17 protein-coding genes are annotated in these 26,173 nt (G+C 53.6%); 3 read left to right on the top strand and 14 right to left on the bottom strand.

Features of this window, described 5'->3' with window-relative positions:
- Nucleotides 1-31: 31 nt before the first annotated feature.
- The 9 genes from AB1611_09960 to purE form a co-directional block, all read right to left on the bottom strand.
- Nucleotides 32-271 carry a hypothetical protein gene (locus tag AB1611_09960; GenBank protein ID MEW6379916.1) on the bottom strand — a complete coding sequence of 80 codons (240 nt, stop codon included), beginning with the start codon at nt 269-271 and terminating at the stop codon, nt 32-34.
- A gap of 154 nt (nt 272-425) precedes the next feature.
- Nucleotides 426-2,015: a nucleoside hydrolase gene (locus AB1611_09955; GenBank protein MEW6379915.1), complete on the bottom strand. Its 1,590-nt coding sequence runs from the start codon at nt 2,013-2,015 to the stop codon at nt 426-428.
- Nucleotides 2,016-2,045: 30 nt separating this feature from the next.
- Nucleotides 2,046-4,019, bottom strand: a complete 1,974-nt coding sequence (locus tag AB1611_09950; GenBank protein ID MEW6379914.1) for a TonB-dependent receptor plug domain-containing protein — start codon at nt 4,017-4,019, stop codon at nt 2,046-2,048.
- 491 nt (nt 4,020-4,510) lie between these two features.
- Nucleotides 4,511-5,089, bottom strand: coding sequence for a hypothetical protein (locus AB1611_09945; GenBank protein MEW6379913.1), 579 nt, complete (start codon nt 5,087-5,089; stop codon nt 4,511-4,513).
- A gap of 481 nt (nt 5,090-5,570) precedes the next feature.
- Nucleotides 5,571-6,836: an HD domain-containing phosphohydrolase gene (locus tag AB1611_09940; protein ID MEW6379912.1), complete on the bottom strand. Its 1,266-nt coding sequence runs from the start codon at nt 6,834-6,836 to the stop codon at nt 5,571-5,573.
- Between the two features lie 145 nt (nt 6,837-6,981).
- Nucleotides 6,982-7,158, bottom strand: a complete 177-nt coding sequence (locus AB1611_09935; GenBank protein ID MEW6379911.1) for a hypothetical protein — start codon at nt 7,156-7,158, stop codon at nt 6,982-6,984.
- Nucleotides 7,159-7,223: 65 nt separating this feature from the next.
- Nucleotides 7,224-8,663 (bottom strand): hypothetical protein, encoded by a 1,440-nt coding sequence (locus tag AB1611_09930; protein ID MEW6379910.1) that lies wholly within the window; start codon nt 8,661-8,663, stop codon nt 7,224-7,226.
- Nucleotides 8,599-9,378 (bottom strand): L-threonylcarbamoyladenylate synthase, encoded by a 780-nt coding sequence (locus tag AB1611_09925; GenBank protein ID MEW6379909.1) that lies wholly within the window; start codon nt 9,376-9,378, stop codon nt 8,599-8,601. The genes AB1611_09930 and AB1611_09925 overlap by 65 nt, the downstream gene beginning before the upstream one ends.
- Nucleotides 9,332-9,856: a 5-(carboxyamino)imidazole ribonucleotide mutase gene (purE, locus tag AB1611_09920; protein MEW6379908.1), complete on the bottom strand. Its 525-nt coding sequence runs from the start codon at nt 9,854-9,856 to the stop codon at nt 9,332-9,334. Before purE ends, AB1611_09925 begins: the two co-directional genes overlap by 47 nt.
- Before the next feature lie 538 nt (nt 9,857-10,394).
- Between purE and AB1611_09915 the strand changes: the two genes are divergently transcribed.
- Genes AB1611_09915 through AB1611_09905 form a run of 3 tightly spaced genes read left to right on the top strand, consistent with a single transcriptional unit; the run spans nt 10,395 to nt 15,988 of the window.
- Nucleotides 10,395-12,821 carry a CheR family methyltransferase gene (locus tag AB1611_09915; GenBank protein MEW6379907.1) on the top strand — a complete coding sequence of 809 codons (2,427 nt, stop codon included), beginning with the start codon at nt 10,395-10,397 and terminating at the stop codon, nt 12,819-12,821.
- 45 nt (nt 12,822-12,866) lie between these two features.
- Nucleotides 12,867-13,322 (top strand): response regulator, encoded by a 456-nt coding sequence (locus AB1611_09910; GenBank protein MEW6379906.1) that lies wholly within the window; start codon nt 12,867-12,869, stop codon nt 13,320-13,322.
- The gene (locus AB1611_09905) at nt 13,322-15,988 is read left to right on the top strand and encodes a response regulator (protein ID MEW6379905.1); all 2,667 of its coding nucleotides are present in this window, start codon (nt 13,322-13,324) and stop codon (nt 15,986-15,988) included. The genes AB1611_09910 and AB1611_09905 overlap by 1 nt, the downstream gene beginning before the upstream one ends.
- Here the strand turns inward: AB1611_09905 and AB1611_09900 are convergent.
- From AB1611_09900 to AB1611_09880, 5 genes are all read right to left on the bottom strand, one after another.
- Nucleotides 15,968-17,353, bottom strand: coding sequence for a hypothetical protein (locus AB1611_09900; GenBank protein MEW6379904.1), 1,386 nt, complete (start codon nt 17,351-17,353; stop codon nt 15,968-15,970). The genes AB1611_09905 and AB1611_09900 overlap by 21 nt on opposite strands.
- A gap of 351 nt (nt 17,354-17,704) precedes the next feature.
- The gene (locus AB1611_09895; protein ID MEW6379903.1) at nt 17,705-18,049 is read right to left on the bottom strand and encodes a helix-turn-helix transcriptional regulator; all 345 of its coding nucleotides are present in this window, start codon (nt 18,047-18,049) and stop codon (nt 17,705-17,707) included.
- The gene (locus AB1611_09890) at nt 18,006-18,200 is read right to left on the bottom strand and encodes a hypothetical protein (GenBank protein MEW6379902.1); all 195 of its coding nucleotides are present in this window, start codon (nt 18,198-18,200) and stop codon (nt 18,006-18,008) included. The genes AB1611_09895 and AB1611_09890 overlap by 44 nt, the downstream gene beginning before the upstream one ends.
- Before the next feature lie 144 nt (nt 18,201-18,344).
- Nucleotides 18,345-19,562, bottom strand: coding sequence for a choice-of-anchor U domain-containing protein (locus tag AB1611_09885; GenBank protein MEW6379901.1), 1,218 nt, complete (start codon nt 19,560-19,562; stop codon nt 18,345-18,347).
- The gene (locus AB1611_09880; GenBank protein MEW6379900.1) at nt 19,505-26,149 is read right to left on the bottom strand and encodes a hypothetical protein; all 6,645 of its coding nucleotides are present in this window, start codon (nt 26,147-26,149) and stop codon (nt 19,505-19,507) included. Before AB1611_09880 ends, AB1611_09885 begins: the two co-directional genes overlap by 58 nt.
- Between the last annotated feature and the right edge of the window lie 24 nt (nt 26,150-26,173).

Here is a 26,173-nt window from a genome sequence, read left to right as displayed (position 1 = left end):
CTTTATCAATGCCTGAGTATCGGTAACATAGCTATTCACCGCTAGATTCCTCATCCACATGTTTCCATGTCTTTTCCTTAAGTTCTTTCAAAAAGGAAAGATCAATGTGATAGCCCTTCAGGATTCCTTCCAGTCTGATGGTTTTTCCCTCTTCAAGCTGCTTCTTGTGCCGCATAAAATCGACATAATCAGCAATAGAACCTAATTCCTGCTCGGTAAGTTCTGTTAACTTATTATAAATTTCATGCTTTTTTAAAGCAGTCTTGTTCATCTCTCTACCCTCTTACTTTTATAGTTGTTCAATTCTTCTCTAGTATTTCAAAAATGGTTTGTCTTGTCAAACTAATCAACATGCAGAGCATCGAAGGGGGCAGCTCTCTTGACATTTACCAGGAAATATCAGGGGCTGTCCCCCGGATGTTTCTTCACTCTCCGAGTGTCTCCTCAAATATCTGGCTGCGGTTCATGTCCGCCCAATACCGGAAGGAAAGTTTTCTGACCTCCTCGAAGTACTGGGGGGTCAATGATCCAAAGCGCTGAACGATGTCTTTGATATCGGCCTGGATACGTTTGAGGATATCATCTTTTATCCGCATATGAAGTTTTTTGGAACCGAAGACGAAGGTGGCTTCAGGGAGGGCCTTTTCCTCGATAACCCGTATGGTCCCCCTGCCCAGGCTGGCCCCGGTGGATACCTGCAGGCCGTCGTTCATGCAGCTTACAGGCGGTTTCAACCCGGCCATGCTCTCGACGGAAAGCTCATCCAGAGAGGCACCGAGAATCTCTCTGGCCCGGATGCCCATTTTTGCCCCGAAGATAGAATAAATCCCCAGGTGACGATGAAGCTCATTGGTCAGAAGCGCGGCTTTCCATTCTTCAACTCCGTGAACAGCAATGATCTTGGGAATCAAAGGGCGCAGGTCTTCCCGAAAATCACCAGGATTGGTAGGGTATTGTTCGAGAATAACCGGAATTCTGGGGCTGAGCTTCTGGCTGTCAATTCCGGATACCAGTTCCAGATAGGCAGGCCGGACTGTTTTCCAATCCCATTGTGAAAAGGCAAAGAGGTTATTCTTAATCTGGACCGGCTCCCTGCCCCCCAGGGAAGAGTCATTGAGGTAGAGGGCCACCAGTTCATCCCAGATCTTGAAGTGCCGATTCTGCATGAGCTTCTGCATCCTGCTGTCGCTGTGGAGGAGGTCTATCAGGCGGGCGGACCTGGTGCTGTATTTCCGGATATCCTGAAGCAGCTCAGAATCAAAGCTGAACGGCTCCGCACTCCCGCCCGGACTCCCGGTGGAGAAGGTATACAGGGGAAGACCGCAACTGAAAACCGCCCTGGCTGCCTGACGGTCCCGGCTGGTATTCCAGTCCGGATCCGGCGCATCAGGCGGTGTGCCTGCATAGAGAATGCCTGCGATCCGGTCCCTGGCTGAAGGATTTTTCTCGAGTACCCCGGCCAGGTTGGTGAGCGGGCCGAGGCAGACATAGGTTATTTTCGTGTCCTCTGCTTTGGAGAGGGTACTGATAATTACCGATACGGCCTCCGGAGCCGATTCCTGTGCGGCGGCGGAAGCAGCGGCAGCAGCAGGCAATTGTGCCCAGCCGAGCGATTCCGAACGCTCCCTCCAGGCAGGCGGCGGCTGATCCAGACTCTTTCCCCTTCCCACCGGAATTTCCGGGGCTTCCAGAAACTTCAGGATGCGAAGCAGGTTCCGGTATCCGGCCTGCGCAGATGATGAGCCATCCGCAGTGACAACGGCCTTGACTTCGACGTGCGGAGAGTTGAACATCATGGCCAGTGCCCGCACATCATCGAGGGCCATGTCAGTATCCACAATGACCGGAATCTTTATCTCATGGGCATATGCCAAAGGTACGACTGCCGCCTGGCCCATCCACAACAGGGCTGCTGTCAGCGCCAGCAGGAACCCTGCCGCGGCCAGCACATCCACCAGCCGCCTGCCGGACAGCGGCAGCCTTCTTCCGGGTGTATTTTTGGGGACCAAATTCATAATTGTATCCTCCACAGGTTCTGGCCTTCCCTAAAATTTCACGGTTAATCCGGCCATTCCGTTGATGCCGGGCATGGGGTAATCCTTTTTGTACTCATACTCTCTGTCCAGGAGATTCTCTCCGGCCAGGTAAATCTGTCCGTCAAACTTCTTCACCGGCTGAATGGTAAAATTATAGCTCAACTTACCGTTCAGGAGAGCGGCTGATCCGACCTTGTCCCGTGCGCCGGGGAAGCGGGGATTGGTGACATAGTGCTCATCGAGGTAGAGAGTATCGAGGCTGAGCTGAAAGTGTTTCAGGAACCGCACGGTGGCTCCGGCGCTGCCGCTCCATTTGAGAACATTGGGCAGGTCATAGGGGTCACCGTCAAGATAGGTCCCACCGGCAAAGAAGGCCAGATCGGGGGACGGGGTCAGGGTAATCGTGGTCTCGACTCCCCTGGTTTTGTAGGTCTCGATGTTTTCAAAATGCGCAGGGGGAGGCGGCGGAGCCACAAACCGGAACCGGTCCCGGCCATTATCCTGAAAGGCGGTAGCATCGGCCCTGATCATCGGGCTGAATGTGTGGGACAGTCCCACTTCAAAATGATCAAGGATCTCAGGATCGAGATTTCTCCAGAGGGTATTGCGGCCCCAGGAAAGATACGACTGGGCAATGACATTGATGCCGGGGTAATTGATCCCTCTGGCGTAGGAGGCATGCAATTGCGTTTCCCTATATCCCAGGATCATGCCTGCCTGCGGACCCCACTGGTCATCGAACTGACTGTGGTCAAGGTAGCGCACACCGGCTGAAGGCGTAAGGTGCCAGCTCTCTTTGGGGCCAAACTGATGGCTGATGGCCAGGTAAGGAGCTGCCAGGCGGAAGGTTTCGCGGTCCATCCGCTTGTTACCCGAAGGCCGGACCTCCGTCACCCTGCCGCCGAAAAAGTCAAGATCGAACCCGGCCATGATTTCGCCAGCTTCCCAGGGAGTGATGATCTGCCGGGTACGAAAGCCGTAGTTGGTGTAGTCGGTCAGGGTATCGAAAAGCTCCCGGTTGGGTTTCTTGGTATCCGGCTGATCTTCCCAGTCCATATCCCCTTTGTCCCAATAGAGCCTGAAATACCCGTCAGCCCGTTCATAGTGGTTGGACAGGGCCAGGACAGTCATGGAATCGTTGATACTGAACTTGCCCTGCGCATCCCGGGGTCTGCCCTCCGGTCCCGGATCGAGAGCCCAGTTGTCGGTGCGGTTCAAGGTCAGGCTGACATCCCAGGCTGGCGATAATTCATACCCCATCCGTCCGAAATAATCCTTGACCTCGCCATCGGCATTATCCCGGTGACCATCGGATTTGCGGTAGCTCTGGATGAGATAATAATCGAAGGCATCGATCTTGCCGCCATGCTCGGTAACCTCTACCCAGGTATTGTACGATCCCCCTGATCCCTGAAGGCTGGTGGAAAAACCGGGTTTTCTTTTTCTTTTGGTTACCAGATTCACGGCCCCGAAGGCCATGTTGCCATAGAGCACCGGCTGTGCCCCCTTGTAGACCTCGATCGACTCGACCGGATCGATGCTGAGGGAATCCATGAGCGGATGAGTCCAGACCCCGGAAAATTTGGGAATTCCATCGATCAGGGTCTGAATCTCGGCACCGGGGCGGGAGCTGCCCTGCGCCCTGATGAATATGGTGCCCCCCGTGCCTCCCCCAAAGCTGCCGATGGGATTATGCCGGGAAATAATCACGCTCGGAGTCCTCCGCAGGGCGGAAGGAAGGTCCTGGGCATTGAGGTCGGATATCTGCTCGGTGCTGATTACCGTCACCTGACTGCCGTACCTGGTTACCTGGTTCTCCTCGATGATCGGTGAGGCCACGACATTGACTTCATCGAGCTGCAGCACCCTCTCCGGCTGAGGTTTTTCCTCAGCCAGGACAATGCACCGGAAACCAACAAGGAAAGACATACTGAAGAGAAAAATGCATATTCCTTTACCAAACCATTTCAACATTTTCAGCATTCCATTTTCCTCCTTTGGACTGAAAAACACGCTAACACGGTAACATGGTAAATTGAACCATACTTTGAATTGAAGAATATGACCAATTAAGGCAATGCCGGACAGATAGACCGGGTTTTTTGCCGGACAGATAGACCGGGTTTTTCGGCCAAGGCGGGAGCTGAAAAACAAAAAAAGCCATGAATACCTTGCGCCGATTTTTCCCGTCGGCTCAAAGCCTTCATGGCTTTTTTCAGACAGCCCTTTTCCAGGGCTTTTGATCTGCCTGTCTTAACCTGTACCCGATCTCCTGAACCTGGCCCAGCAGGGGCGGGTATAGGCTGATATTTTCCATGTCCAGGGTTCATCCCTGATTTTATATAGTCAACTGATATATAAGTATGCCATGTACCAGCTTACCTGTCAATTGGATTGTCAATATTTTTTGGGAATCTGGTCAATGGTGGACAGGCACAGGGTTATCGACATTTCCCGAAAAAGACTCCGAAATGTCACCAGAGCTTTCTCCGGGTTCCCGCCAATCCTACGAGTCCGGCAAGAAAAAGTAACCAGTTGGATGGTAAAGGCGTAGGCACAGGAGCAGTTTCCACCGTGAAGGTTATTCCATCGTTGTAGTAATGGCAATCCGGGTCTAAACCCAAACCCCATATCCCGTTGCCTGCGTAATCCTTGAAAATATCAAGCTGGGCGGCAGTAAAGACATACCTCCAGTCTTCCGGAGGATTATTTCTCTGCTGAGGTCCCGTTTCATTATGATCAGTGTATGTCGTGAGCAGAATCCCCTGATTGAGAAAATTATCTCCCCCTCCCTCGGAGTCACTTCTCACCCTGACACCCGGGGAAGGATTATCGAGCAAGTGGATATATAATCTATCATCAGGCTCTACAGCCCAGTCATTGATATTATCAATGAACAAAGAGGCACTTACAATGGTCTCCTGAGTCGGCATATTCCCACTCATGCCCCAGAGGTAATACTTGCCATGATCTAAATCCCATAAATCTATCGGGATGGAAGAATTGAGCTGATTGGGCCGGAAGGTGAGAACCGTAGCACTGGCTCTATTCATTGAACATAACATAAGTAAAAAACTGAGCAAGATAAATGATAACTTTTTACCCATTGCTTATCTCCTTATGATGACAACAGATATTAGAATATTATAAGAAATCCTATCCATCGGCTTTGCAGCAATGAGAAATACCCAGTTCCGGTCTCAGGGAAAAGGAAGCTGCAATTTGTGTACCACCACAGAATTACCATTTTTTATGGATATAATCAGGCAGGGAAGTGCTGTTATATCAGTGTGATCTCAGTGTGATCATGGCATGAGTTCTTATTCCGGGGAGGGCAGTTGTCTGGTGCCATTCAAGAATAATTTACAGATTCTGCAAGAATTTTAACCGTAGTGTTCAAATTTTGTCTTCAATGATTAAACATTGTATTGCCAATAATTGAACAGTAACTGGATATTGCAGTTGAATTCGAGATGCGAGATTCCTTGAAAATACTTGGACCCTGATATAGTGAAAGTCATCCGCAGATGCTGACTACTGGGCAGGCGACAGTATTTCCTTGTATTCCTGATGAGAAACTTCCTGCGCTCTGAGGCGAAGGCTGTTGACCTCATCATAATGCCGCTCCAGGATTGAAACCATGGCTGGATCAAGACCCTTATCCCTGGCCATTTCCCGAAGGATCGGTAAAACGCTTTCTTTTGTCAATCCCTTGCGATAAGGCCGGTCCTCATTAATGGCCGTAAATACATCGGCTACAGCCATAATCCTGGACCCCAGGGGGAGGTCCCTGGCGAGGTAATGGAATGGGTAGCCCTGACCATCCATCCGCTCGTGATGGAAAGACCCCCAGGCATTGATCGTGCTCAAATCGGAGATATTCTCCAGTATCCGGTAGGTATAAAAGCTGTGACTGCGGATGAGGTTGAATTCACTTTCAGTCAAATGAGCCCGCTTTTCCAGGATCTCGGAGGGAATAACCAGTTTGCCAAGATCGTGGAGAAATCCGGCGATTTTCATCATCCGGCTCTCCCGCTCGGAAAAGCCCGCCAGTTGGCTCAGTGCTTCTGCCGAGGCTGCCACTCCGCTGGAATGGGTAGCGGTGAAGGGGCTGCGAAAATCGATGATCTGGCAGAACAGGTTGGTAAGGCCCATCAGGTCATTCCAGCCCAGCTCTAAAGTTGACATCGGCCCGCGCCGGATCAGGACATCGTCCAGAAAGGGAGATGCCAGATCCAGCCAGAAATATTCCTTGGAGGAAAGCCCTCCGAAGGCTTCCACCAGGCTGGGAATGAACAGAGTACCCGACCGCTCCCAGATTTTCTGGCGGATTCCCCGCACCTGCCCCAGGATCTCCCGCTCCTTATCGACCAGAATGTCGATCCGGTCGGCCAGATGCAGGATGTGGCTTCCTGATGGCACCGGCTCTCCTGCCCATTCGCTTCCCCGTCCATCCTGCCAGGGGAGATGATGATAGCGAATCAGCAGGGCTGATTTTTTGAGAGGGGGGAAGTTTTTCAGCAGTTGATACCCAATCTCAGCATGATCACAGAGCAGCCGGGTATCGAACTGCAAAATGTCGAGTTTTTCCTTGAGCGAGAAGGTTCCGCAATCATGGAGTGCTCCGGCAATGATCAATTCATTCTGCTCCTGAACCGAAAGTCCGAGCTCCACAGCCAGACGCAGGGCTATATAACTGACCCGTTTCTGGTGGTTGACCACCATATCGCTGACCAGGTCCATGGCCTCGGAAAGACACATCAGGAGATCAAACAGAGAAAGCTGCACTTTCTCGATCATCAAGCCGACACCTCTTCCGACTCCGGACCGGTAAAGGGATGTTCATTCCAAGTGTCAATGATACCATAGAGACAAAAAATACCAATGATACCACAGAGACACCGAGGCACAGAGAAACACAGAGAAAAATACCTGAATAAGTCATTCATGGGCGACTCCTCACTGATCCCGCAGATGTTCCCCTTTTATCGATGAGGAGGATGATAATAACCATCACCCCCACCCAGCCTTCCCTGATTTTCTCCCTCGCCCCCTTGAGGGGGCGAGGGAGAAAAGCGTTCCTCATTCCTGTTTCTGCCTTCACGCTTATCTCTATCGTCATGCGGATGGAATTTTGCTGCAAAGGGATATGTAGCGAGGGGTTGAGTGGTGATAAGTGGTCGGTGGTCAGTTAAAAAATTGCCTGGCCAGCTCTATGGCTTCCTCTCTGGTTTGTATCTCTCCTTCGGCTCTGGCTTCCTCCAGAAAATTGAGGATATCGCCGATGACGGGACCCGGCGAAAGGTGAAAATAATCAAGAAGGAAGTTCCCATCCACCAGCGGATGGGATTTCATTTGCTGCCAGGTGCAATAAAAGCTTGCCATTCGGCTCAAGAGGTCATCCATGTCCCTGATTAGGTCAGGGGAGACGTTATCCGCCCTCTGGCGGGCTATACTGAGGATCAGGGCACCGAGGCCGGCTTCACCGAACTGCCGGAAGAAGCGGAGGAAATAGCGGGGAGTGCAGCATTGGCTTGATATCAGCTCAAGGGGTTTTTCCAGTCCCTGGATGCAGCCAAGGACATACTTTCGCTGGGGAGTGCTGAGACATAGCCACCGGAGGAAGGAATCGAGCCGGTCATGGTTCTTTGCCGGCCAACCTTGGAGCATTGCACTGAGGAAGGCGGAAAGTTTCAATAGCGGCCAATAGGTTGCCTGATGCCCGCAAGTCCGGGACAGCAGGCTGTGGATTTCCCGAAGGCAGGCCGGATCGCCGATCGGCAGACAGGAGAGAATCGCCTCCACTGAGGCCAGGTTCCTCAGGGCATCTGCCCAGCCATGCTTACCCTCCGCAAGAGCCTTCCCTTCAGGAGCTTCTTGCCGTTCAGGACATTCCGGCAGAACCGGGGAGAAAAGGATGGGCAAAATACCGCTCTGATGCAGCCTGCTGAAGGTGGGACCGGCATGGTCCATCGAAAGGATCAAAAATAATTCCTCCCGGATTCTTTCCGGGGCTGGTTTTTTAAGCAGATCCCGGTCCCGGCGGATGAGATTTCCGGTTTTCTCCTCGATCCGCCAGCCCAGTTGCCCTGCCTGCCGAAAAGCCCTGAGTATCCGCAGGGGATCATCGCGAAATGCTTCTTCAGAAACTGCCCGGATGGTTCTTTGAGCAAGGTCGTTGATTCCCCCCAGAGGATCGATCAGGTGCAGGGGAGAATCAGGAGCAGCAATATTCTGGAGATCAATGGCCATGGCATTGACGGTAAAGTCTCTCCGGTGAAGGTCCTGGATGATGGTTTCCCCTTTCAGAGGTGTAACATCAAACCAGTGCTGATCTTTGGTCATAAACCGGAAGGTGAGAAATTCCCTGTCCAGACAGACCGAGTGGCCGGGAACTTTTCCGGACAGCCTTTTCAGAAAACGTTCCGGGCTGGCGGTGATGGCCAGATCAATATCCTTGATGGGGCGGTCCAGAACAAGATCACGGATAGTTCCTCCGATCAGGTAGCCGGATATGCCCATGTCACCAAGAAGGGCTGCGATCTGAAAAAGGACCGGCAATTCAGCCAGTCTGCTTTTGATCCGGTTCAGGGTCCGGGCCAAGATAGCGGTGCAGTCTTCGGGCACTGATGGCTCCTTCTCTCAGCAGCCTGGGTGGATGGGTGGTCAGGTCAAGAACGGTTGAGGCCAGATTCCCCTGGACAGCTCCTGCATCCAGGATCAGCTCAACCTTTGGTGCCCATTCAGCTATCATGCTCCTCATTTCCTGATGCACCGGCCTGCCTGATATATTGACACTGGTGGCTGCCAGGGGGACACGGGCGAGGTTGATCAGATCAAGGGTAAGCTGACAGCCCGGCATCCGCACTCCGATAGTTTTGGTTCCTCCGGTTATCCGGGCCAAGACCCTGTCTGCGGCCTGAAAGATCAGGGTCAGGGCTCCCGGCCAGAATTCCTGAATAATGTCGTGAGCCAGGGCCGATACCGGGCCGCGAATCAGTTCGGCCAGTTGGCCGGGCCCACTCACCAGGACTGGCAGGGGCTTTGCCGACGGACGCTCCTTCAGGGAGAAAATCCGATCGAGGCAGGGCTCATGAAAAGCACTGCACCCCAGCCCATAGAGGGTATCCGTGGGAAAGATCACCAGACCGCCTTCCCGTATTACTTGGGCTGCCTTCCGGAGACTCGATGGCTCCGGACGGTGAGGATCAACCCTGATAACCCGGTGAGAGAAATCGCCACTGGCGTCGGGTAACGACAGCCCATCAGGGGCAGCAGGCGCATCAGGGGAGTGTTCAGATGGGTATATTTTTTGACAGGGCCGCATTCTTTTGTTCTGCATTCTTCTGCTCTATCTCCTCTTCCATTTCTCTCTTGAAGTTGATCAGCTTCAGCCGCAGTTCGGGGAACTGGAGCGAGAGAATCTGAACAGCCAGAATAGCCGCGTTTTTGGCTCCCGCTTTTCCGATGCTCAAGGTAGCCACCGGCACGCCTGCGGGCATCTGCACGGTGGACAACAGGGCATCCAGCCCCTGCAGGGAAGAAGAGGCAATGGGCACTCCCAGAACCGGCAGCACGGTCCAGGCAGCCAGGTTGCCTGCCAGGTGTGCCGCTCCTCCAGCACCGGCAATGATTACCCCGATCCCCTGCTGAATGGCGTTCTGGGCATACTCGGCGGTTTTCTGAGGGGTCCTGTGGGCGGAGAGAATATCGATCCGGTACTCCACACCGAATTTATCCAGAACCCCGGCTGCTTCTGACATGATGGGCAGGTCAGAATCACTGCCCATCACGATTCCTACATAGGGTTTTTCAGTCATTGGCGATTCCTCCTGGGTGTTTTTAAGGGAGCGGCTATTTACCTTGATTATTTTATACTATTTCTCCCTGAAAGTATAGCATGCAAAGCAGATCTTGGGTCAGAGTACCAAGCCTTCCTTTAATTCATCTGAATTTGCGGGATAAATAGATATGACATTCGCTACCGGACACTTTTTTTTCAATTCCTGTAATCAACCGCGAATGCACACGAATAGACGCTAATAAATTCTTTTGATTTGCCTTCATTATCGAGTCCTCTTTGTTCAGTTCGCGTTCATTCGCGTTCATTCGCGGTTGTTACCTCAAAAGTGTCCGGTAGAGAGATATGACAAAAAAATTGTTATGATAGGATTAAGTTTTGTTGTATAATGTAAGAAAATAGCCTTTAAGTTTTAACATAATATTAGTATTATAGAATAATACAAGGTTTTATCAACAATAAATTCGACCGATGAACTATTTTGCCATGTATTGGCAAGGTATTATGGGCAATTCCCTAGTCCAGGTATACAAAGTATTATCGGGGAGAAGAGGAAAATGCAGGAAAAAGAATCAGCATCCAGGTTTTTTCAAAAAAAGAGCGGAGACAATGCCGGAGGTTCTCCAGGAGGGCATGAATCTGAGCTTTCCAGGGATGAGGAAAAAGAGAGGGAAGCCCTGACCGGGATTCTTGCTTTGCTGCGGAATGTAACCGGCAGTGACTTTACTCAGTATAAGTACACAACCATCAGCCGACGTATCACCCGGCGCATGGCTCTCCAAAAGATTCCCGAGGCAGGCGATTATCTGAAGTACCTTATTGAACATCCTGCCGAAGTGATGGCCTTATATGAGGATATCCTTATCAAGGTTACCGCCTTTTTCCGTGAGCAGGAAGTGTTCCAGACTTTACAGAGCAGGGTATTGCCTGCCCTGATGAGGGACAGGCAGCCCGATCTGCCCATCAGAGTCTGGGTTCCGGGATGTTCGACGGGTGAGGAAGCATATTCCATAGCTATCTGCCTGCTGGAGTTTTTCGACGGGTGCAATTGCCTGCCCCCGATCCAAATTTTTGGCACCGACATTGACGGGAAAGTCATCGAAACTGCACGGTCCGCCACGTATCCGGAAAATCCCGGCATCTCGCCGGAGCGCCTGCAGCGCTTTTTTATCCGCACGGAGGATGGCTGCCGGATTGCCAGCCATGTCCGGGAGCTGTGTACCTTTGCCAGGCAGGATGTAACCAAAGACCCCCCTCTTTCAAATATGGACCTGATCAGTTGCCGGAACCTTCTGATCTACCTGGGGCAGGATTTACAGCAGCGGGTCATCCGTCTTTTCCACTATGCCCTGAAGTCCGGGGGGTTTCTTATCCTGGGATCGTCTGAAAGCGCCGCTCTATTTTCGGACCTTTTTCCTGTGGTTGACAAGAAGAATAAAATCTATGTGAAAGGAGCGGTCACAAGCTCGCTGCCTGTTGATTTTACCACTCAGAAGCACACCCCGGAAATGATGTCTGTTGGCAAGGGGAAGGAAAACAGGGGGGAGGAGCAGGCCAGTGGCGCATTTAACCTGCACACAACGACCGACTGCGCTCAGGTCAGGGGCCTTAAACCCGGAGAGAGTGAGTCCACTCACCTGAAAGGTGATCAGGGAAATGAAGAGACCGAGGGGCTGGATGAGCACCACGAGACAGTCGTCAGATTACGGCGGGAGCTTGCAGCAACCAGAGCGAATCTGCAATCCACTATCGAGGAGCAGGAAAGTACCAATGAGGAACTGAGAGCTGCCAACGAGGAGATTCAGTCAAGCAACGAGGAGCTGCAAAGCACTAATGAGGAGCTTGAGGCAGCCAAGGAAGAGCTTGAGGCAGCCAATGGAAAACTGGCTGATGCCAATGAGAAGTTGCGGGAGCGCAATAGCGAGCTCGATCAGATATTCAACACCGCAGCCGATGGCATGCGGGTAATCGACAAAAACTTCACCATACTTCGGATTAATAAGACCCTGTTGAACCTGTCGGGCCTGAGCAGGGCTGATGAAGCTGTAGGTAAAAAATGTTATGAGACCTTCCCCGGTCCTCTCTGCCATACGTCTGATTGTCCGCTGATCAAAATTCTTCATGGTGAGGAGAGGGTCGAATGCGACACCGAGAAAAAAAGGCAGGATGGCACTATGATCCCCTGCATTGTCACGGCTACGCCATTTCGGAAGCCGGATGGTGAAGTGCTTGGAATCGTTGAGGATTTCAAGGACATTACCGAACGGAAAAAAGCCGAGAAGGAACTGGCCCGGCGGGCGGAAGAGCTTGCCCGTTCGAATGCCGATCTGCAGCAGTTTGCCTATGTGGCTTCACATGACCTGCAGGAGCCGTTGCGCATGGTAGCCAGCTATATGCAGCTCCTGTCGCGGCGCTACAAGGGCAGGCTCGATTCCAGTGCTGATGATTTTATTGCGTATGCCGTGGATGGCGCTGTCCGCATGCAGGGTCTGATCAATGATCTTCTGTCCTATTCACGGGTGGGCACGCATGGGAAGGAATTTCAGCCAATCGATAGCACGGTGGTTCTGAACCAGGCCATAGCCAATCTCCAGGAGGCGATTGCCGAGAGCGGTACAATCATTACCTTCGACCCGCTGCCGACACTTATGGCTGATGGCCCGCAACTGGTCCATCTCTTTCAGAACCTGATCAGCAATGCAATCAAGTTTCACGGACAGGAACCGCCACTCATTCATATTACGGTCGAGCCAAGAGGAAAGACCTGGCTGTTTTCGATATCCGATAACGGTATCGGTATCGATCCGGAGTATGCCGAGCGAATCTTTGTCATTTTTCAACGTCTCCACAACAAAGCGGAATATCCCGGTACCGGCATTGGACTGGCTATCTGCAAGAGAATTGTGGAGCGGCATGGCGGACGTATCTGGGTGAAGTCTGAACCTGGAAAAGGAGCAACATTTTACTTCACTCTTCCGAGATAAGTTATTAAATAAAGCTTTTTAAATATAAATTAAGGAACAGGAAAAATGAATATGCAATCAGCATCGATCCGACCGATTGAGATTCTCCTGGTTGAGGACAACCCCGGTGATGTACGTTTGACGGAGGAGGTTTTCAAGGAGGCCAAAATACAAAATAATCTGCGTGTAGTTATGGATGGTGTAGAGGCTATTTCTTTTCTGCACCATGAGGGTAAGTATAGCCAGGCACCCTACCCGGACCTTATTCTGCTCGATCTCAACCTTCCGAAGAAGGATGGCCGGGCGGTATTGGCGGAAATAAAAAATGATTCGGATCTGCGGCGTATTCCGGTGATTGCCCTGACGACCTCGAAATCCGAAGAGGATATTCTCAAGACCTATGACCTGCACGTCAATTGCTATATTGTCAAACCGGTTGACTTTGATCAGTTCATCGAGGTCGTGAAAGGCATCGAAGGTTTTTGGCTTACCATTGTAAAATTGCCGGGAGCCTGTGAGTGATGGATAATAAGCCGGTGAAAATATTACTGATCGAAGACAATCCGGGAGATGCCCGGCTGATCCGGGAAATGCTCCGTGAGGTGAAGAATTTTCCCTTTGATCTTGTGTGGGTCGACCGGCTGTCGAGCGGCCTGGACTGCCTGGCCAGGGAAAGGGTCGGCATAGTTTTACTGGATCTTTCCCTGCCTGACAGCCATGGTCTTGCCACCTTCGAGCGGGTAGCCTTTCAGGCACCGGATGTGCCGGTCATTATTCTGACCATCCTGGCCGATGAAATGACAGCCATGAAAGCTGTAGAGAAGGGAGCCCAGGATTATCTGTTCAAGGGGCAGGTGGATGGCCATTTGCTTGTTCACTCCATACGCTATGCCATAGGCCGCAGGCAGGTGGAAGAGGCACTGAGGATTACTCACCGGTTTCTCGAAATCACCAACCGGCACACGAAGATGAACCCCCTGCTCCAGGAGTGCATAGCTGAAATCAGGAAGTTTACCGGATGCGAAGCCGTGGGCATCAGGATTCTGGATGAGGAAGGCAACATCCCCTACCAGGCATGTGACGGCTTCGAAAAAGACTTTTATCAAGCCGAGGACCCTCTGTCGATCAAATCCGGACAGTGCATGTGCATCAGGGTCATGAAAGGAGAGACGAATTCCCGGATCTCCTGGTGCACCGAAGCAGGCTCCTTTTTCACGAACCATATGAGCCGGTTCCTGGCCGCACCTTCGGAAGAGGAAGAGAAGGGTGGTGAGACCTGCAAGGTTCGCCAGCAGACAGGATACGAATCCACAGCCCTGGTTCCGATCCGCCTGGGTGAGAGCACTCTTGGTGTGATCCATGTGGCTGACCAGCGGGAAAACATGCTTCCCTTAAAAACAGTAACCATGCTTGAAAAAGTTGCCCTGCAACTTGGCGAAGCCATTCAGCGGGTGCGTCTGGAAGAAATACGCACCGAGAACGAGCGGGCGCTTCGTGAAAGTGAGGAGCGCTACCGCCAACGGCTGGTGAAACTGGTGAAAGAGCGCACCAGTCAGTTGACCGCGGCCAATGAACAGCTTCGGCAGGAGATTGCCGAGCGCCAGCAGGCAGAGGAGAGGACCATGCTGGCATATGCGGAGCTCAACCAGATTTTCAAGGCAGCGGTTGATGGAATATGCGTGATCAGCAAGGATTTCAAAGTGCTGCGGTTCAACGAGGCATTTTGCAGCCTGTTTGGCCTGAACAGGGATGAAGCCATAGGGAAAACCTGCCACGAGGTACTGCACCACCCGCTTTGCCACACCCCAAACTGTCCCCTGGCTATGATCCATAAGGGTATGGAGTGCTTCGAGTCCGATCTGCAAATTGAGCCCAGGGAGGAGGGTCTGAAAACCTCCTGCATCTTGACAGCCATACCTTTTAAAAGCCCTGGCGGGGAACTGATCGGCATTGTGGAAAACTTTAAGGATATCACTGAGCGCAAAAGGATGGAAGAGGAGGTGCAGAAGGCCCAGCGGCTTGAGTCCCTTGGTCTCCTGACTGGCGGCATTGCCCATGACTTCAACAATATTCTGAGCTCTATCATCGGCAGCTTCTCTCTTCTGAAACTGCATGCCAAACAGGGAGAAAAGTTTTTTGACTGGTTGACCAGGGCGGAAAAAGCTGCCTTTGCAGCCAGGGACTTAACCCAGCAGTTGCTTGCCTTCTCCCGGGGCGTTCAGGAACCGGTCAAAAAGATCATCTCTCTTCCTGAAATCCTGGAAGAAGCCATGAGCTTTTCTTTAGTCGGTTCCAAAGTGCAAAGCGAATTTTTGATGCCGGATAATCTCTGGCCGGTTGAGGCCGATAAAGGCCAGATCAGGCAGGTTATCAATAACCTGACCATCAACGCTATCGAGGCCATGCCGCAGGGAGGAAATCTCAGGGTATGGGCTGAAAATGTGACTATCGAAGCTCATGAGAGCCTGCCCCTGGCGGAGGGAAGATATGTCAAGATATCGGTGCAGGACCAGGGAGTCGGTATTCCCGCAGAGCATCTTCAGAAGATCTTTGACCCGTACTTTACCACCAAAGAGACAGGAACCGGGCTCGGTCTGGCCACCAGCTACTCCATTATCAAGAAGCATGGAGGATATATTACCGCAGAATCCGAGGCAGGAGCGGGTACGACATTCCACCTCTTTCTCCCCGCCTCAGAGAAAGAGCTTTTTGCGGTCAAAAATGTGGTGGAAGAAGATTTCTCCACCGGCCGGGGGAAAATCCTGTTCATGGATGATCAGAAAACCATCAGGGATATGGTCGGCGACATGCTCATGGACCTTGGATACGAGGTCACATTGGCCAAAGAGGGCAGTGAGGCGGTACAGCTCTATGAGCAGGCCAAGGTCTCAGGCCGTGGCTTTGACGCCGTTATCCTGGATCTCACCGTGCCGGGAGGCCTGGGGGCGCAGTTTGCCGTCCAGAAGCTCCGTGAAATGGACCCCGGAGTCAAAGCGATCGTCTCAAGCGGCTATTCCAACGATCCGGTTATCTCGGCATATCAGGATTACGGCTTCTGCGGTGGAATTGCCAAGCCCTATGAAATCAAGGAACTGGCCAGGGTCATATCCAGTGTGCTCAAGGGAAAGCAGGGACCATGCCTGAAGGAACCGCAAAATCAGGATAGTTCAAAAGTAAAATATCGCTGAATAATAAAACAAATGCTGCTTCACGTCAGCGGGTGAATTCTGGCCCTTGATGCTGTCTCCCTCCACATTCCTCCCAACACGGTATTGGTAAGCGACATCAAAAGACACCGGGGCCAGGCGGCCAAGGAGCATACCCAAGCCGAGGCTGAAGCCGGAGAAATCATCCGGATTTTTTGCGGCTGGCTCCGGATCGTAGAACAGTCCAAACCGGGATGAGAAGGTCGTCTTTTTCAGTAGAAAGACATATTCTCCACCGAGCCTGACCTGATGGGTAGGTTTGATCGAGCTTTGCTCCTTGGGCTTGCAGGTGACGGGGTCGATTTTGCGTCCTTCGGCATCGCGCAGTACATAGCCGTTCCATTCGGTTCTGGCAAGGTCCAGGTCGAAGATGAGGCGATCGGATGGTCTGACAGCCAGGCCGAGCCCATACGATAAGGGCATGCTGAGCTTCTGCTCATCGGTGGAAGGGGGGGAATAGACAGGATTATCCTGTAACGGCGTATCCGGGTTTATCGTATGGTTCAGACTTTTCCCCTCATGCCTGAGTCGGGCGGTAAAGGGAGTCTTGACCACAGCCCCAAGGGTAACAGAGGGACGTATGTCCCACAGAAGCCCGATATTGGTGTTAAATCCCGAAAAGGAGTAACGGTCTTTGAATTCTTCAGTGCTTTCACACTTCTCTCCTCTTTTGATTCCCTTGCCTGACTTGCGGTAATCTTCGACCCATCCGTTATCACCGAATTTATCCGACCAGAAGTTGAGGGTAAGACCGAGTGAGACCGTGCGGGTCAAAAAGGCGGCTATGGCCGGTGATGCAGCCTTGAGGCTGCCCTCCTGCCGGTAGGTGACTTCATACGTCATGCTGGAAGCTCCCTGAGGATTTTCATCCTGCCACTGGTAGTTCATCTTCCGGTTCAGGCTGTAGAGGTTCTGATAATTCAACGAGAAGACGAAATTCCGGTCCTGCCAGCGGAAAGGGTAGGCCAGACTCAGGTAATTCAGATACTCGCTCGATATGCCATATTCATTCGAAGCTCCGGGTGAGTCGCTGAAGGAAAAGCTCTCCCGGCGGTTGTCATATTGTCCTACGATGCTCATTTCCGGCCTCAGCAGGTTTTTCAGACCAGCCGGGTTCCAGGATGCGGCTGTGGCATCATCGGCAAAGGCAATGAAAGCACCCCCCATGCCAAGAGCTCTGGCCCCTGATCCGACCGGGTTGAGGGATGAGGTGAATTTGACCTCAGGTTCCACCGCTCCCTGAGCCCTCAGGGGAAGAGTGAAAAGAAGCAGGCAGAGCACCATCCCCGGCAGAAGGATGCGACCGGCTATGATCAAAGTATGGGTATGGCTAGTACGGTTATGCATGACTGTATCTTCTTTTTCTCTCTAATGGCCTAACCCGAATGGCATTTACATAAGAATTAGTAATTCTCCCGCAGAGACGCTGAGACGCAGAGGATGTCATTGAAAAGTAAAAGTAAAATAAGCTCCTCCTTGTGCCTTTTTACTTTTTGCTTGCTTCCAGGCCGTTGACACATCGGGATATCCCGACTTTCATCAGAGCCTTGCCGGATTGGTTGTTCTCTGCGCCTCTGCGTCTCTGCGGGAGATCGTTTTTCCCTGTGCGTTTTGTGTCCTCTCTATATTATAAGCTTGGCTTATGTAAGTGCCATTCGGCCTAACCCACAATTGTCAACAAACCGAGGACGATGATGATTACAGGAAAACCCTGTAATCAACGTGGAGAGCTTTGGCCAGGCGCTTCGCCATTTCCTTGCCAATTGGTCTTTTCCCATGCTCCATTTCAGAGATATGTGTTTGGCTTATTCCTATCAAACGAGCTAATTCCTTTTGGGTGAGTGATTCCCTATGGCGCGCTCCCTGGAGGGCCAGACTGGCATTGAAATCTGGACAGACTTCCCGCCAGGGAGTGGAATCAGCGGCTTCCTCTGCTCCATAATCGGCCATCGCCTTTTTGACTTTATCCAGGTTTTTTACCGGAATACGGAACCTAATTTCAACATAGCCGGTCGTAGTGCGCTTTTTCGTGGGTTCCAACATACGTCACCTCTATAATTTTGTCTTTTTTGCTGATAACTTTCCAGACTGCCACATAGGCAGGATTTCCTTTCTTCAGATGGCAATGATAGCAGTTTTCAAAGAGCTTTCCATAATTGGGCCACTCATGTGCATCAGGTCCTCGAAGCTCCATTTCATTCAACAAGAGTTGAAAGGTAATCCTCATTTTCCTTGGCAGCTTTATAAAATTTTTTCGAGCTTTCGTAGCCAATCTTATATTCCAGGACATAGTAAGAATACCAATAATTGAGATATCGGTCAAATAGAAAGTCAGGGCTTATTTGCACTTCCTTATTACATCGCCATTGTACCATCGCACTCCAGGGAGCAGGCGAAACAGAAGATTCTTCCTGCCATCGATGACCTGGCCAGAAGATGCCTGCCCCTGTTTCAGGCTGGAGATAAAGCAGCCCTGATAGTCATAACCTTCTCCCAGGGATACGGGAACCGCAATCCCTCCGGTATGAGAAATGGAGCCGTCCGGGGTTGTATCGCCATCGCCCGGTCCTCCATCGGAGAGGGTGACAGTAACGATGGACCGTGCCTGATCCATGCTGCTGGCAGCCAGTGATCTCCATCCCTGTGCAGGGCCGCCGTAGCTGTAGTATTTCTGAAGAGGAAAGAATGATTCCGGCGGGCAGTGTATCTCGATTTTCACGCTGCCAGCCGGCTCAAGGCCGGTGATGGTGAATTTCCAATATCCGGCATAAAAGTTTGCTTTCGGCGGCCCGGAGCCGGAGATGGCCGGATCGTTCGCGGCCAGGGCGGTAAAGCCTGTCAGCGCGACCGCAGCATTGGTGTCGGCGGCCAGAAAAAGGCCGATTCTGCTGCCGGGAACCAGCTTGAGGTAATCGAAATAAGTCCCGTAGTTGTCACCGGGATTTTCCAGGGAATTGGGGTCTGTTTCATTGCTCAGGGTGATCCTGTGCCGGCCCGGGGCTATATATCCCAGCCAGAAGATATGCTCCTGAAAGGTTCCCGGTTGAATCTCCTCCCCTCCCGGAGGATGGACCGGATAGCCATCGAAGCAGACACCAAGACGCTGACTTACGGGTGAATCTATCGCACTGGCAGCCAGAACCAGACTCCAGGCACCGCCGTCAGCCCAGCTTGTCTCGAACAGAATATTGACGGTATGCGGCGTGTGCTGTCTGGTGTTGAGCCTGCACGGGAACCTGATCCAGTCATCGCCAACCCGGTAATCGATGACCGCCTCATTGCCATAGGAGAGGTCGCCAAATTCTGCGTGGCTTGCGTCGTCAGAGCCAATCCTGTCCTCATATACCGAATCCCAGACAGGCCGGGCCAGGCATTCATTGGTGAAACCAGACAAGGGGCCTGCGGTAATCGAGACGGTAGCAATAATCGCGGTGATCGTGATGGACAACACGGCACCCTGGCGGTATCGTCCATTTCCCTGCTGAATAACCATATCCTTCACTTCCTCCTTCCCGGCAGCCACTTCAGCCTCTCGCCGGTCATATGGACTATACAACCTACCCCTGGCCTGATCGGGAAGTTGTCTCCGGCTGGCCGGTCATGGTCCCAGTAGGTAATTTTCCACCTGCCGGTCTCAGGATCGAAGCCAAAGATGCTGGATACTTCCCTGGCACTTCCGATATCCTGAAGCATCAGATACGATGAGTAGCCAGAAGGCGGGTCGGAAATACCCACCCAGTTTTGCCCCTGCTTCAGGTCGATCGGCGGATTCGGCATGGGAAGCGGAAAATTCAGGGTTCTTCCCCGCCGCATATACAATGCATAGCCTTCACCCGAAACCATGGGAAAGGGGTTGGAGCAATTAGGGGACCAGGTGCCCGAAGCTCCCTGAGCGGGAGGAACGAAAAAGCACGTCTCCTGCCTGCCGAGAGCTGCATTGTAATGCCCGATGCCTGAAAAGCAGGGACCTTCGGCCTGATCAGCCTGCCCGTAGGTCCCCATGAAATCCTTGACACTATATGGGGGGCTGGGAGCGGCATTCGGATGAGAGAAGAGGTTCAGCCCCTCGGACAGGGGCACATTCACCCTGATTTTCGCTCCTTCGCGGCTCATGATCCCGACCGTTCTCTGGACAGTCACCGGATCTGTTGGAGGCTGCTGGTACGGAGTTTCAGGGTCGCGATGAAGATAAAAGGTCAGGCTGAGGATATCCTCGTCATAGTCGAATATCACCTCGCTGTGCGGCAGATAGCCGATAGCCCTGGCGGTCAGAGTCAATCCTGCACTCGCCCTCGGCAGGGCATCCATGAAGTAGAAGCCGGCGTCCACATGTCTGATGGCCGCTGATGGATCTTGTGACCGCCATTCCTCAAGGCTGGTCGTACATTGTCCGGCAGCAGAACAGATGGTTGCCCCGACAATACCCGCTCCGGTATCGGCATCCCTGACCCAGCCCCAGGCCCCGCCTGTTCCGGCCGCAAGAGAAATCACCGAAAGCCCGTAGGAGGGATAGTCTGCGGGCAGGTCCGCGCAGGTAGAGCTGATCCTGACCAGGTGAAAGCCGCTCTCAAGCGCAGTAAAACCTACGGAAGGGGAAGATTCGCCAACAGGGGACCCATCCGGTGACAGGACCTCGACCCGCACCGGACAGCCAGACCAGTTTGTGCTGACCTTGACCTCGTAGCTGAGTCCGGCATAGGCATAAAAATAGCTCCAGTCCTCATCGGAAGGATCATGGAAGCTGTGCTCCCGGCATGGCTGATTGACCAACAGGGCTGTAGCCCGCTCCCTGCTGTCATCAGCCTCGAATTCATCCGGCCAGAGGACTATATAGCGGGTCTCACCGAAGTCGGTGAGTCCGCTCTGTCCTTCGGCGTATGCCACTACCCGGTAGACTCCCTTATCGGTGAATCCGGCATATTCTGCCCCGAACATGCCGGTATTGGGGTCATACATCAGATCAACCGGGCTGCTCGATCCGTCAGGCGCGGTGATCAATGCAAAAACCCTGCTTCCGGCATCCTGCGCCCTGACCTGGATAGGAGCGATTCTCCCCGTCCGGCCATCGAGGTACACACACGGGGAAAGATCGATTTCCGGGGCTGGCGGTAGCGGCTCAAAAGGTGCGCCAAGATAGATGCCGCTGGCCAGACGGCCGTCATAGTCCGGCCCATATTCCGGGCCCTGGCCGTTTCCGTTGTCGTCAAGGAGCGGCAGCGGTCTTGTGCCTGAGAAGTAACTAACGGCCAGACATGCTGCCTGGTATGCCCGAAACACATCCAGGCCGCGGTAAATGCCGGAGAAGAAGAAGCGGGAGAAGGATAGGTCTGCGCTGGCGGAATCGCCAGTGCCGCCGCTGCTGATGGTGATTCTTCCCGGCCCTTTCAGGATGGGTAAAAACCTGTCCGCATCGTCCGCATCGATCAGGCTGATGATGGTGCAGCCTCTGGCCTGTTGGATTTCATCCAGTTTCCGGCTCAGGGCCGGGCCGTCGAGGTCAGCCAGGTCTCCCCCGGAAATGAGGAAGAGGAGAAGATGATCGAGGGGAGCGGAAGAGGCAGGGGAGGCAGATTCTGCCGGGCCGGTCAGAAGAAAAGCCATCTGAGAGGAAAGATTTTCCCTGCCGCACAGCTTGATAATATTCTCTTTGGGAACCCGCCTCTTTTCCAGTACCCATTGGGCGAGCTCCGCCTGACGGGCGCACTCCGGGCAGTCGTCGTCATAGACCAGGAGGGCATATTCTGCCGGGCTGGAGGCCTGATCGCCGCCCTCTACCTTCGGATAGACGGTCCGTGGATGAGAAAACATTCCGGTTGAGTCTCTGGCCATGAACAGAACGGTATAGGGGCCGCTGGAGGGAAATCCTTCATACACGCCCTCATACCGGCCGCGGTCGGGATTGTAGGCGAGGTCCACCCTGGTCATATCCGCTGCCATCAGGGGAGTTTGCGACGAGCCTGAAAACCGGACAGCGGCCTGGGAATTGCCGATGAGGGCAAAGACGCTTGTCACAGGGGCTCCCTCATGATCTGCCACCCTGGCCCAGAGCTCGACAGGCTTTCGGGGAACCAGCGGATGATTGGGGTCGGAAAGTCCCGATACCTGAAGTATCTGCGGCTGGCCCTGGCTGAGGAAAAACGGGCTGCCAAGATAGAGTTGATCTGCGGTCTGGCTGCCTTCGGTACTTTTCAGGACAGGATGCTGCAAGCCTCCCCAACTGACCGATGCCAGCTCCGTCCGGGCCTGGTCGAAGGCATCCTGGAAGCTGGCCCCGCTTCGCAGATGGGTGAAGAGGAACGAGGTCAGGGAAACCATGCCATCGGCTGCCAGGTAGGTATCGACATCGTCAGTCGAGGCAATGACCGTTCTCTTTTCAGCCCCCCGGATCAACGGATCGAGAAACCCTCCCGAAAAACAGGCCTCGACAATGACCGTTATCCTGGCTGACGGGCATCTCTTCTGGAGGCTGTCCAGCCACTGATCCAGGATAACCGGGGATATGGTCTGGTCACTGTCTGGCCCCAGGAAAAACGTGTTTCGCTGGCCGTGATCGATGAGCAGGATAGTCAGGTCAGTCAGGCCTTCGAGATCAAGATAAGGATTATCCGCTCTGGTGAATATGGCCTCAAGAACTTGAGCGAAAGTCTGATCAGGCGAAAGGTGCACCACCCCCGGCTGAGTCTGGTCATGGTTCAGGTAGCAGACATTCTGCGGGCTGTAGCCCCGCTCGATGAAAGTGTCATAGGCATAACTGGCCGTATGGGAAATGATTTCCCCCAGGTAATCATAGCCTGCCGGATCATTGGCCCTTCCGGCCACGATAATGGCCCTGGGCAAGGTATTCTTTTCCTTTCCGGCAGGCATGGCCACCCTGACCGGGATACGCCCGGTGATCCCGCCCAGGGGCGGGGTATCTTTACGCTTCTCCCCCTTGCGGAGGATTCCTCTTGACTCCTCCCCCTTGAGGGGGGAGACTGGGTGGGGGTGACCGATAGAATCCCCCTCTCCGCTTTGGGCAAAGTCAGGATCGATGATGGTGGCCATGACAAAGGCAAGGCCATTATAGCCGGTATTGGGGTCAGGATAAATCTCCCCCTCCTGAGTTACGGAAAGGATAGATGGGTCTGAAGCCTGATAATAAACGCATCCGCTCAGGTCCCGGCTGCTGCCGTCAAGGTAGTGGCCGGTGGCCCTGAGCACAAGGCGCTGGCCTGGGTCCGTGATCGTGACCGGAGCGGGGCCGACGATGTCGGAGTCGCTCCCGGTGGCTGCGGTCGAGCGGCTGCTGGAGTCTGCCACCGACAGGCTGATGCTCACCAGGGTATTGGCACCGCGGGCGGTTATCATCTGGGGCGGCTGCGTGTTCCAGGGCAGGCCTGACGCCCAAAAAGACTCCCTGGCTTCGGAAAAAAGGGCTTGGAGAAGCGATATTCTCAAGCCTTGAGCCTCCGGCCCGGAGCCTGAGAAAAGCCCAGGCCGCGGTGATGACCAAGATGTGCGAAGCAGCCTGAGAAACTGGCCGGTAAAGGAAAACCTGCCGTCCGGATCGAGGGATGATGGTCCGGAGTCAGTGCAGCTTATGATGGTCCGGGTGCAGGGGGCGGTATTTGAATCCATGAGCCTGGCGGCAAAAGAACCTGAGGAGGCAAATTCCAGAAGGCAGATAACGTCCCGGCCCGTCTCTTTCTGAAAACTGTCAAGCCAGTCTTTCAGGCTGCCGGTATCATCCTGTTCCTGGTCCGGGAGGTTACCAGAATTACCACTCCTGATGGTTTCATCGCCAAGAATCCGGTACGTCTCGCCGGTTCCCTGCCCCGGAAAGTAGAGGTAGAGAGGGCCGCTGTCCAGGCGATTTACAGCCCAGTCAGTGAGTGCATGATCGAGGTCCGCCGCTGAAGGGTCGGAATCCCGCACCAGCAGAGGATCGGGAAAGCCGTTCTGGTCAAGGTCAGGATACGGATCAGGGCTCAGATAGTACAGTGAGTAGCGGGGAAAACCCTGGTCCAGAAAAGTGGAACAGGCAAGATTGGCCAGGGTCTGGCCGGGAAGCCAGAGCGGGTTGGCTGCCGAAGCCGGACCGCTGGGGAGAACGATCAGGTTGCCCGAAGGAGCAGGGGAGTCGATGATCCGGTATATGGCCAGCCCCCCATCCGCATCAGCCACAAAGGCATAATCCTCATAATCCTCATGGATGGCGATACCCGAGGCCAGACCCAGCGTGTCTTCCCGGCCGCACAGGATGGGTCTTGCCGGATCGCTGACATCGAGCACAACCAGTCCGTCTGTCCCGGCAGCCAGATAAGCATGGCCGCCGGACAGGGTCACCCTCTGGACCCCGGATTTATGGTTCTCCAGAGTTGGGGGATTATACCGGGCAGCCAGTTTCGGACTTTCCGGGTCGCTGACATCGATAATGAAAAGGCCGCTGGCTCCGGCAGCCACAAAAGCGTGATTTCCGGAAACAGCCACATCCAGGGCAGCAGTCAGATCAGCGTGATTGTACCTGCCGCTCAGGACCGGATGAACAGGATCATGGATATTGACGATCACCAGACCGTTCCAGACAGCCACATAAGCATAGTCGCCGCTGACGGCAAGACCATAGGCAGTCCCTCCCGTAGCACAGCTTCCGGCAAGGGTGGGGTGGTCAGGATCGGACAGGTCGAGAATCACCAGTCCCTGCCTGTCGGCAGCCACATAGGCATAGCGGGAAGATACTGCAACATCCCAGGCTACCATCCTCTGATCATGATAGCCGCCTGCCTGTCGGGGCCGAACGGGATCACTCAGGTCGATGATGGCAAGACCCCGCGGTCCATCAGCCACACAGGCATAATTGCCAAAGACTGCAAGGTCACTGGCCGATCCAGCGGTGCAGCAGTGCCCGGCCAAAACCGGCCTGGCCGGATCAGTGACCTCGACGATCATCAGGCCGTTTTTCTCGTCAGCCACCAGGGCATGATGCCCAGACACAGCCACTGCCCTGGCATATCCTTCCGTCGTGTATCTGCCCGCCACGGAAGGGGCGGACGGATCCGGGAGAGTCAGAATGGCCAGGCTGCTCCCCCACCGACTGACCAGGGAGGCGAAGCTGCCGGATACGGCTATGTCCCGGGCACCTCCCTCGGAGCCACTCTCCGGGATTCCCTCCTGGCCTGTCATGGCAGAATCCACCCTGGCGGGTTTTACCGGATCATGGAGGTCGATGATGACCAGCCCTTTTGAATCGTCAGCCACATAAGCATAGTGGCCGCTGACGGCGATTTTTCTGGCCTCGCCTTCGGTCGTGAACCAACTGACCAGCGAGGGGTTGGCCGGATCGCTCAGGTCAACGATCGCTACTCCTCCCTTCGATTGAAAGCCAAGGCAGGCGTAGTGGTCATACATGGCCACTGTCGAGGCATTTTTTTTGTGCTCTATCCATGGGCCAAGGTCTTTGATATCGAGCGGATTTTCGCCTGCATAGCGGGGATCAGCCGGATTGGTCAGGTCGATCACGGTCAGGCCGCGAGGGCCATCAGCCACACAGGCATAATGACCAAATATGGCAACATCCCTGGCCTGCCCCGGAGTATGATATCCGCCTGCATAGACCGGACGGGCCGGGTCGCGAAGGTCGAGAATGACCAGACCGCGCGATTCATTCGCCACGCAGGCATAATGGTCAAAGACAGAAATCCGGCGGGGATATTCGGGGAAACTGTAGCGGCCGGCACAGGCAGGGTGGGCGGGGTCGTCGATGGAGAGTGTGACCATTTCCCCTGTATCCCCTGTTTCCTTCAGGAGCAGGGCAAATTCGGAGGCTTCGCCAGACGGATGGTAGAAGCTGATCGCATGGACTTTTCCAAACTCGAAGAAGGACACCATGCGGGGGGATGCAGGATCGGTTATGTCGATGATCACCAGCCCTTCCTGGGTCCCGCAGTAAACATAAGTCTGGCCGCGGCTCCGGTGACGGTAAATTTCCCCGCATATGATCGCTCCATTATAACCGAACCTGCCTGTCAGTCCAAAATTCACCTTCTCCTGATGACAGTGGCCGGGAGGGGAGGGGAGGGCGATGAGGAGAAGGAGAGCTATGATAAGGAAAAAGGCTGTCTCCCAAAGAGTTGTGTATGTTTTCTTACTGCTGTTCCTGCACATCTTTTACTGCTTTCTATCCCTGTA

This window comes from bacterium, from assembly GCA_040755755.1.
Taxonomy (GTDB): Bacteria; SZUA-182; SZUA-182; order DTGQ01; family DTGQ01; genus DTGQ01.
The sequence above is the reverse complement of the archived record's forward strand: the minus strand, read 5'-3'. Positions and strand labels throughout refer to the sequence as shown.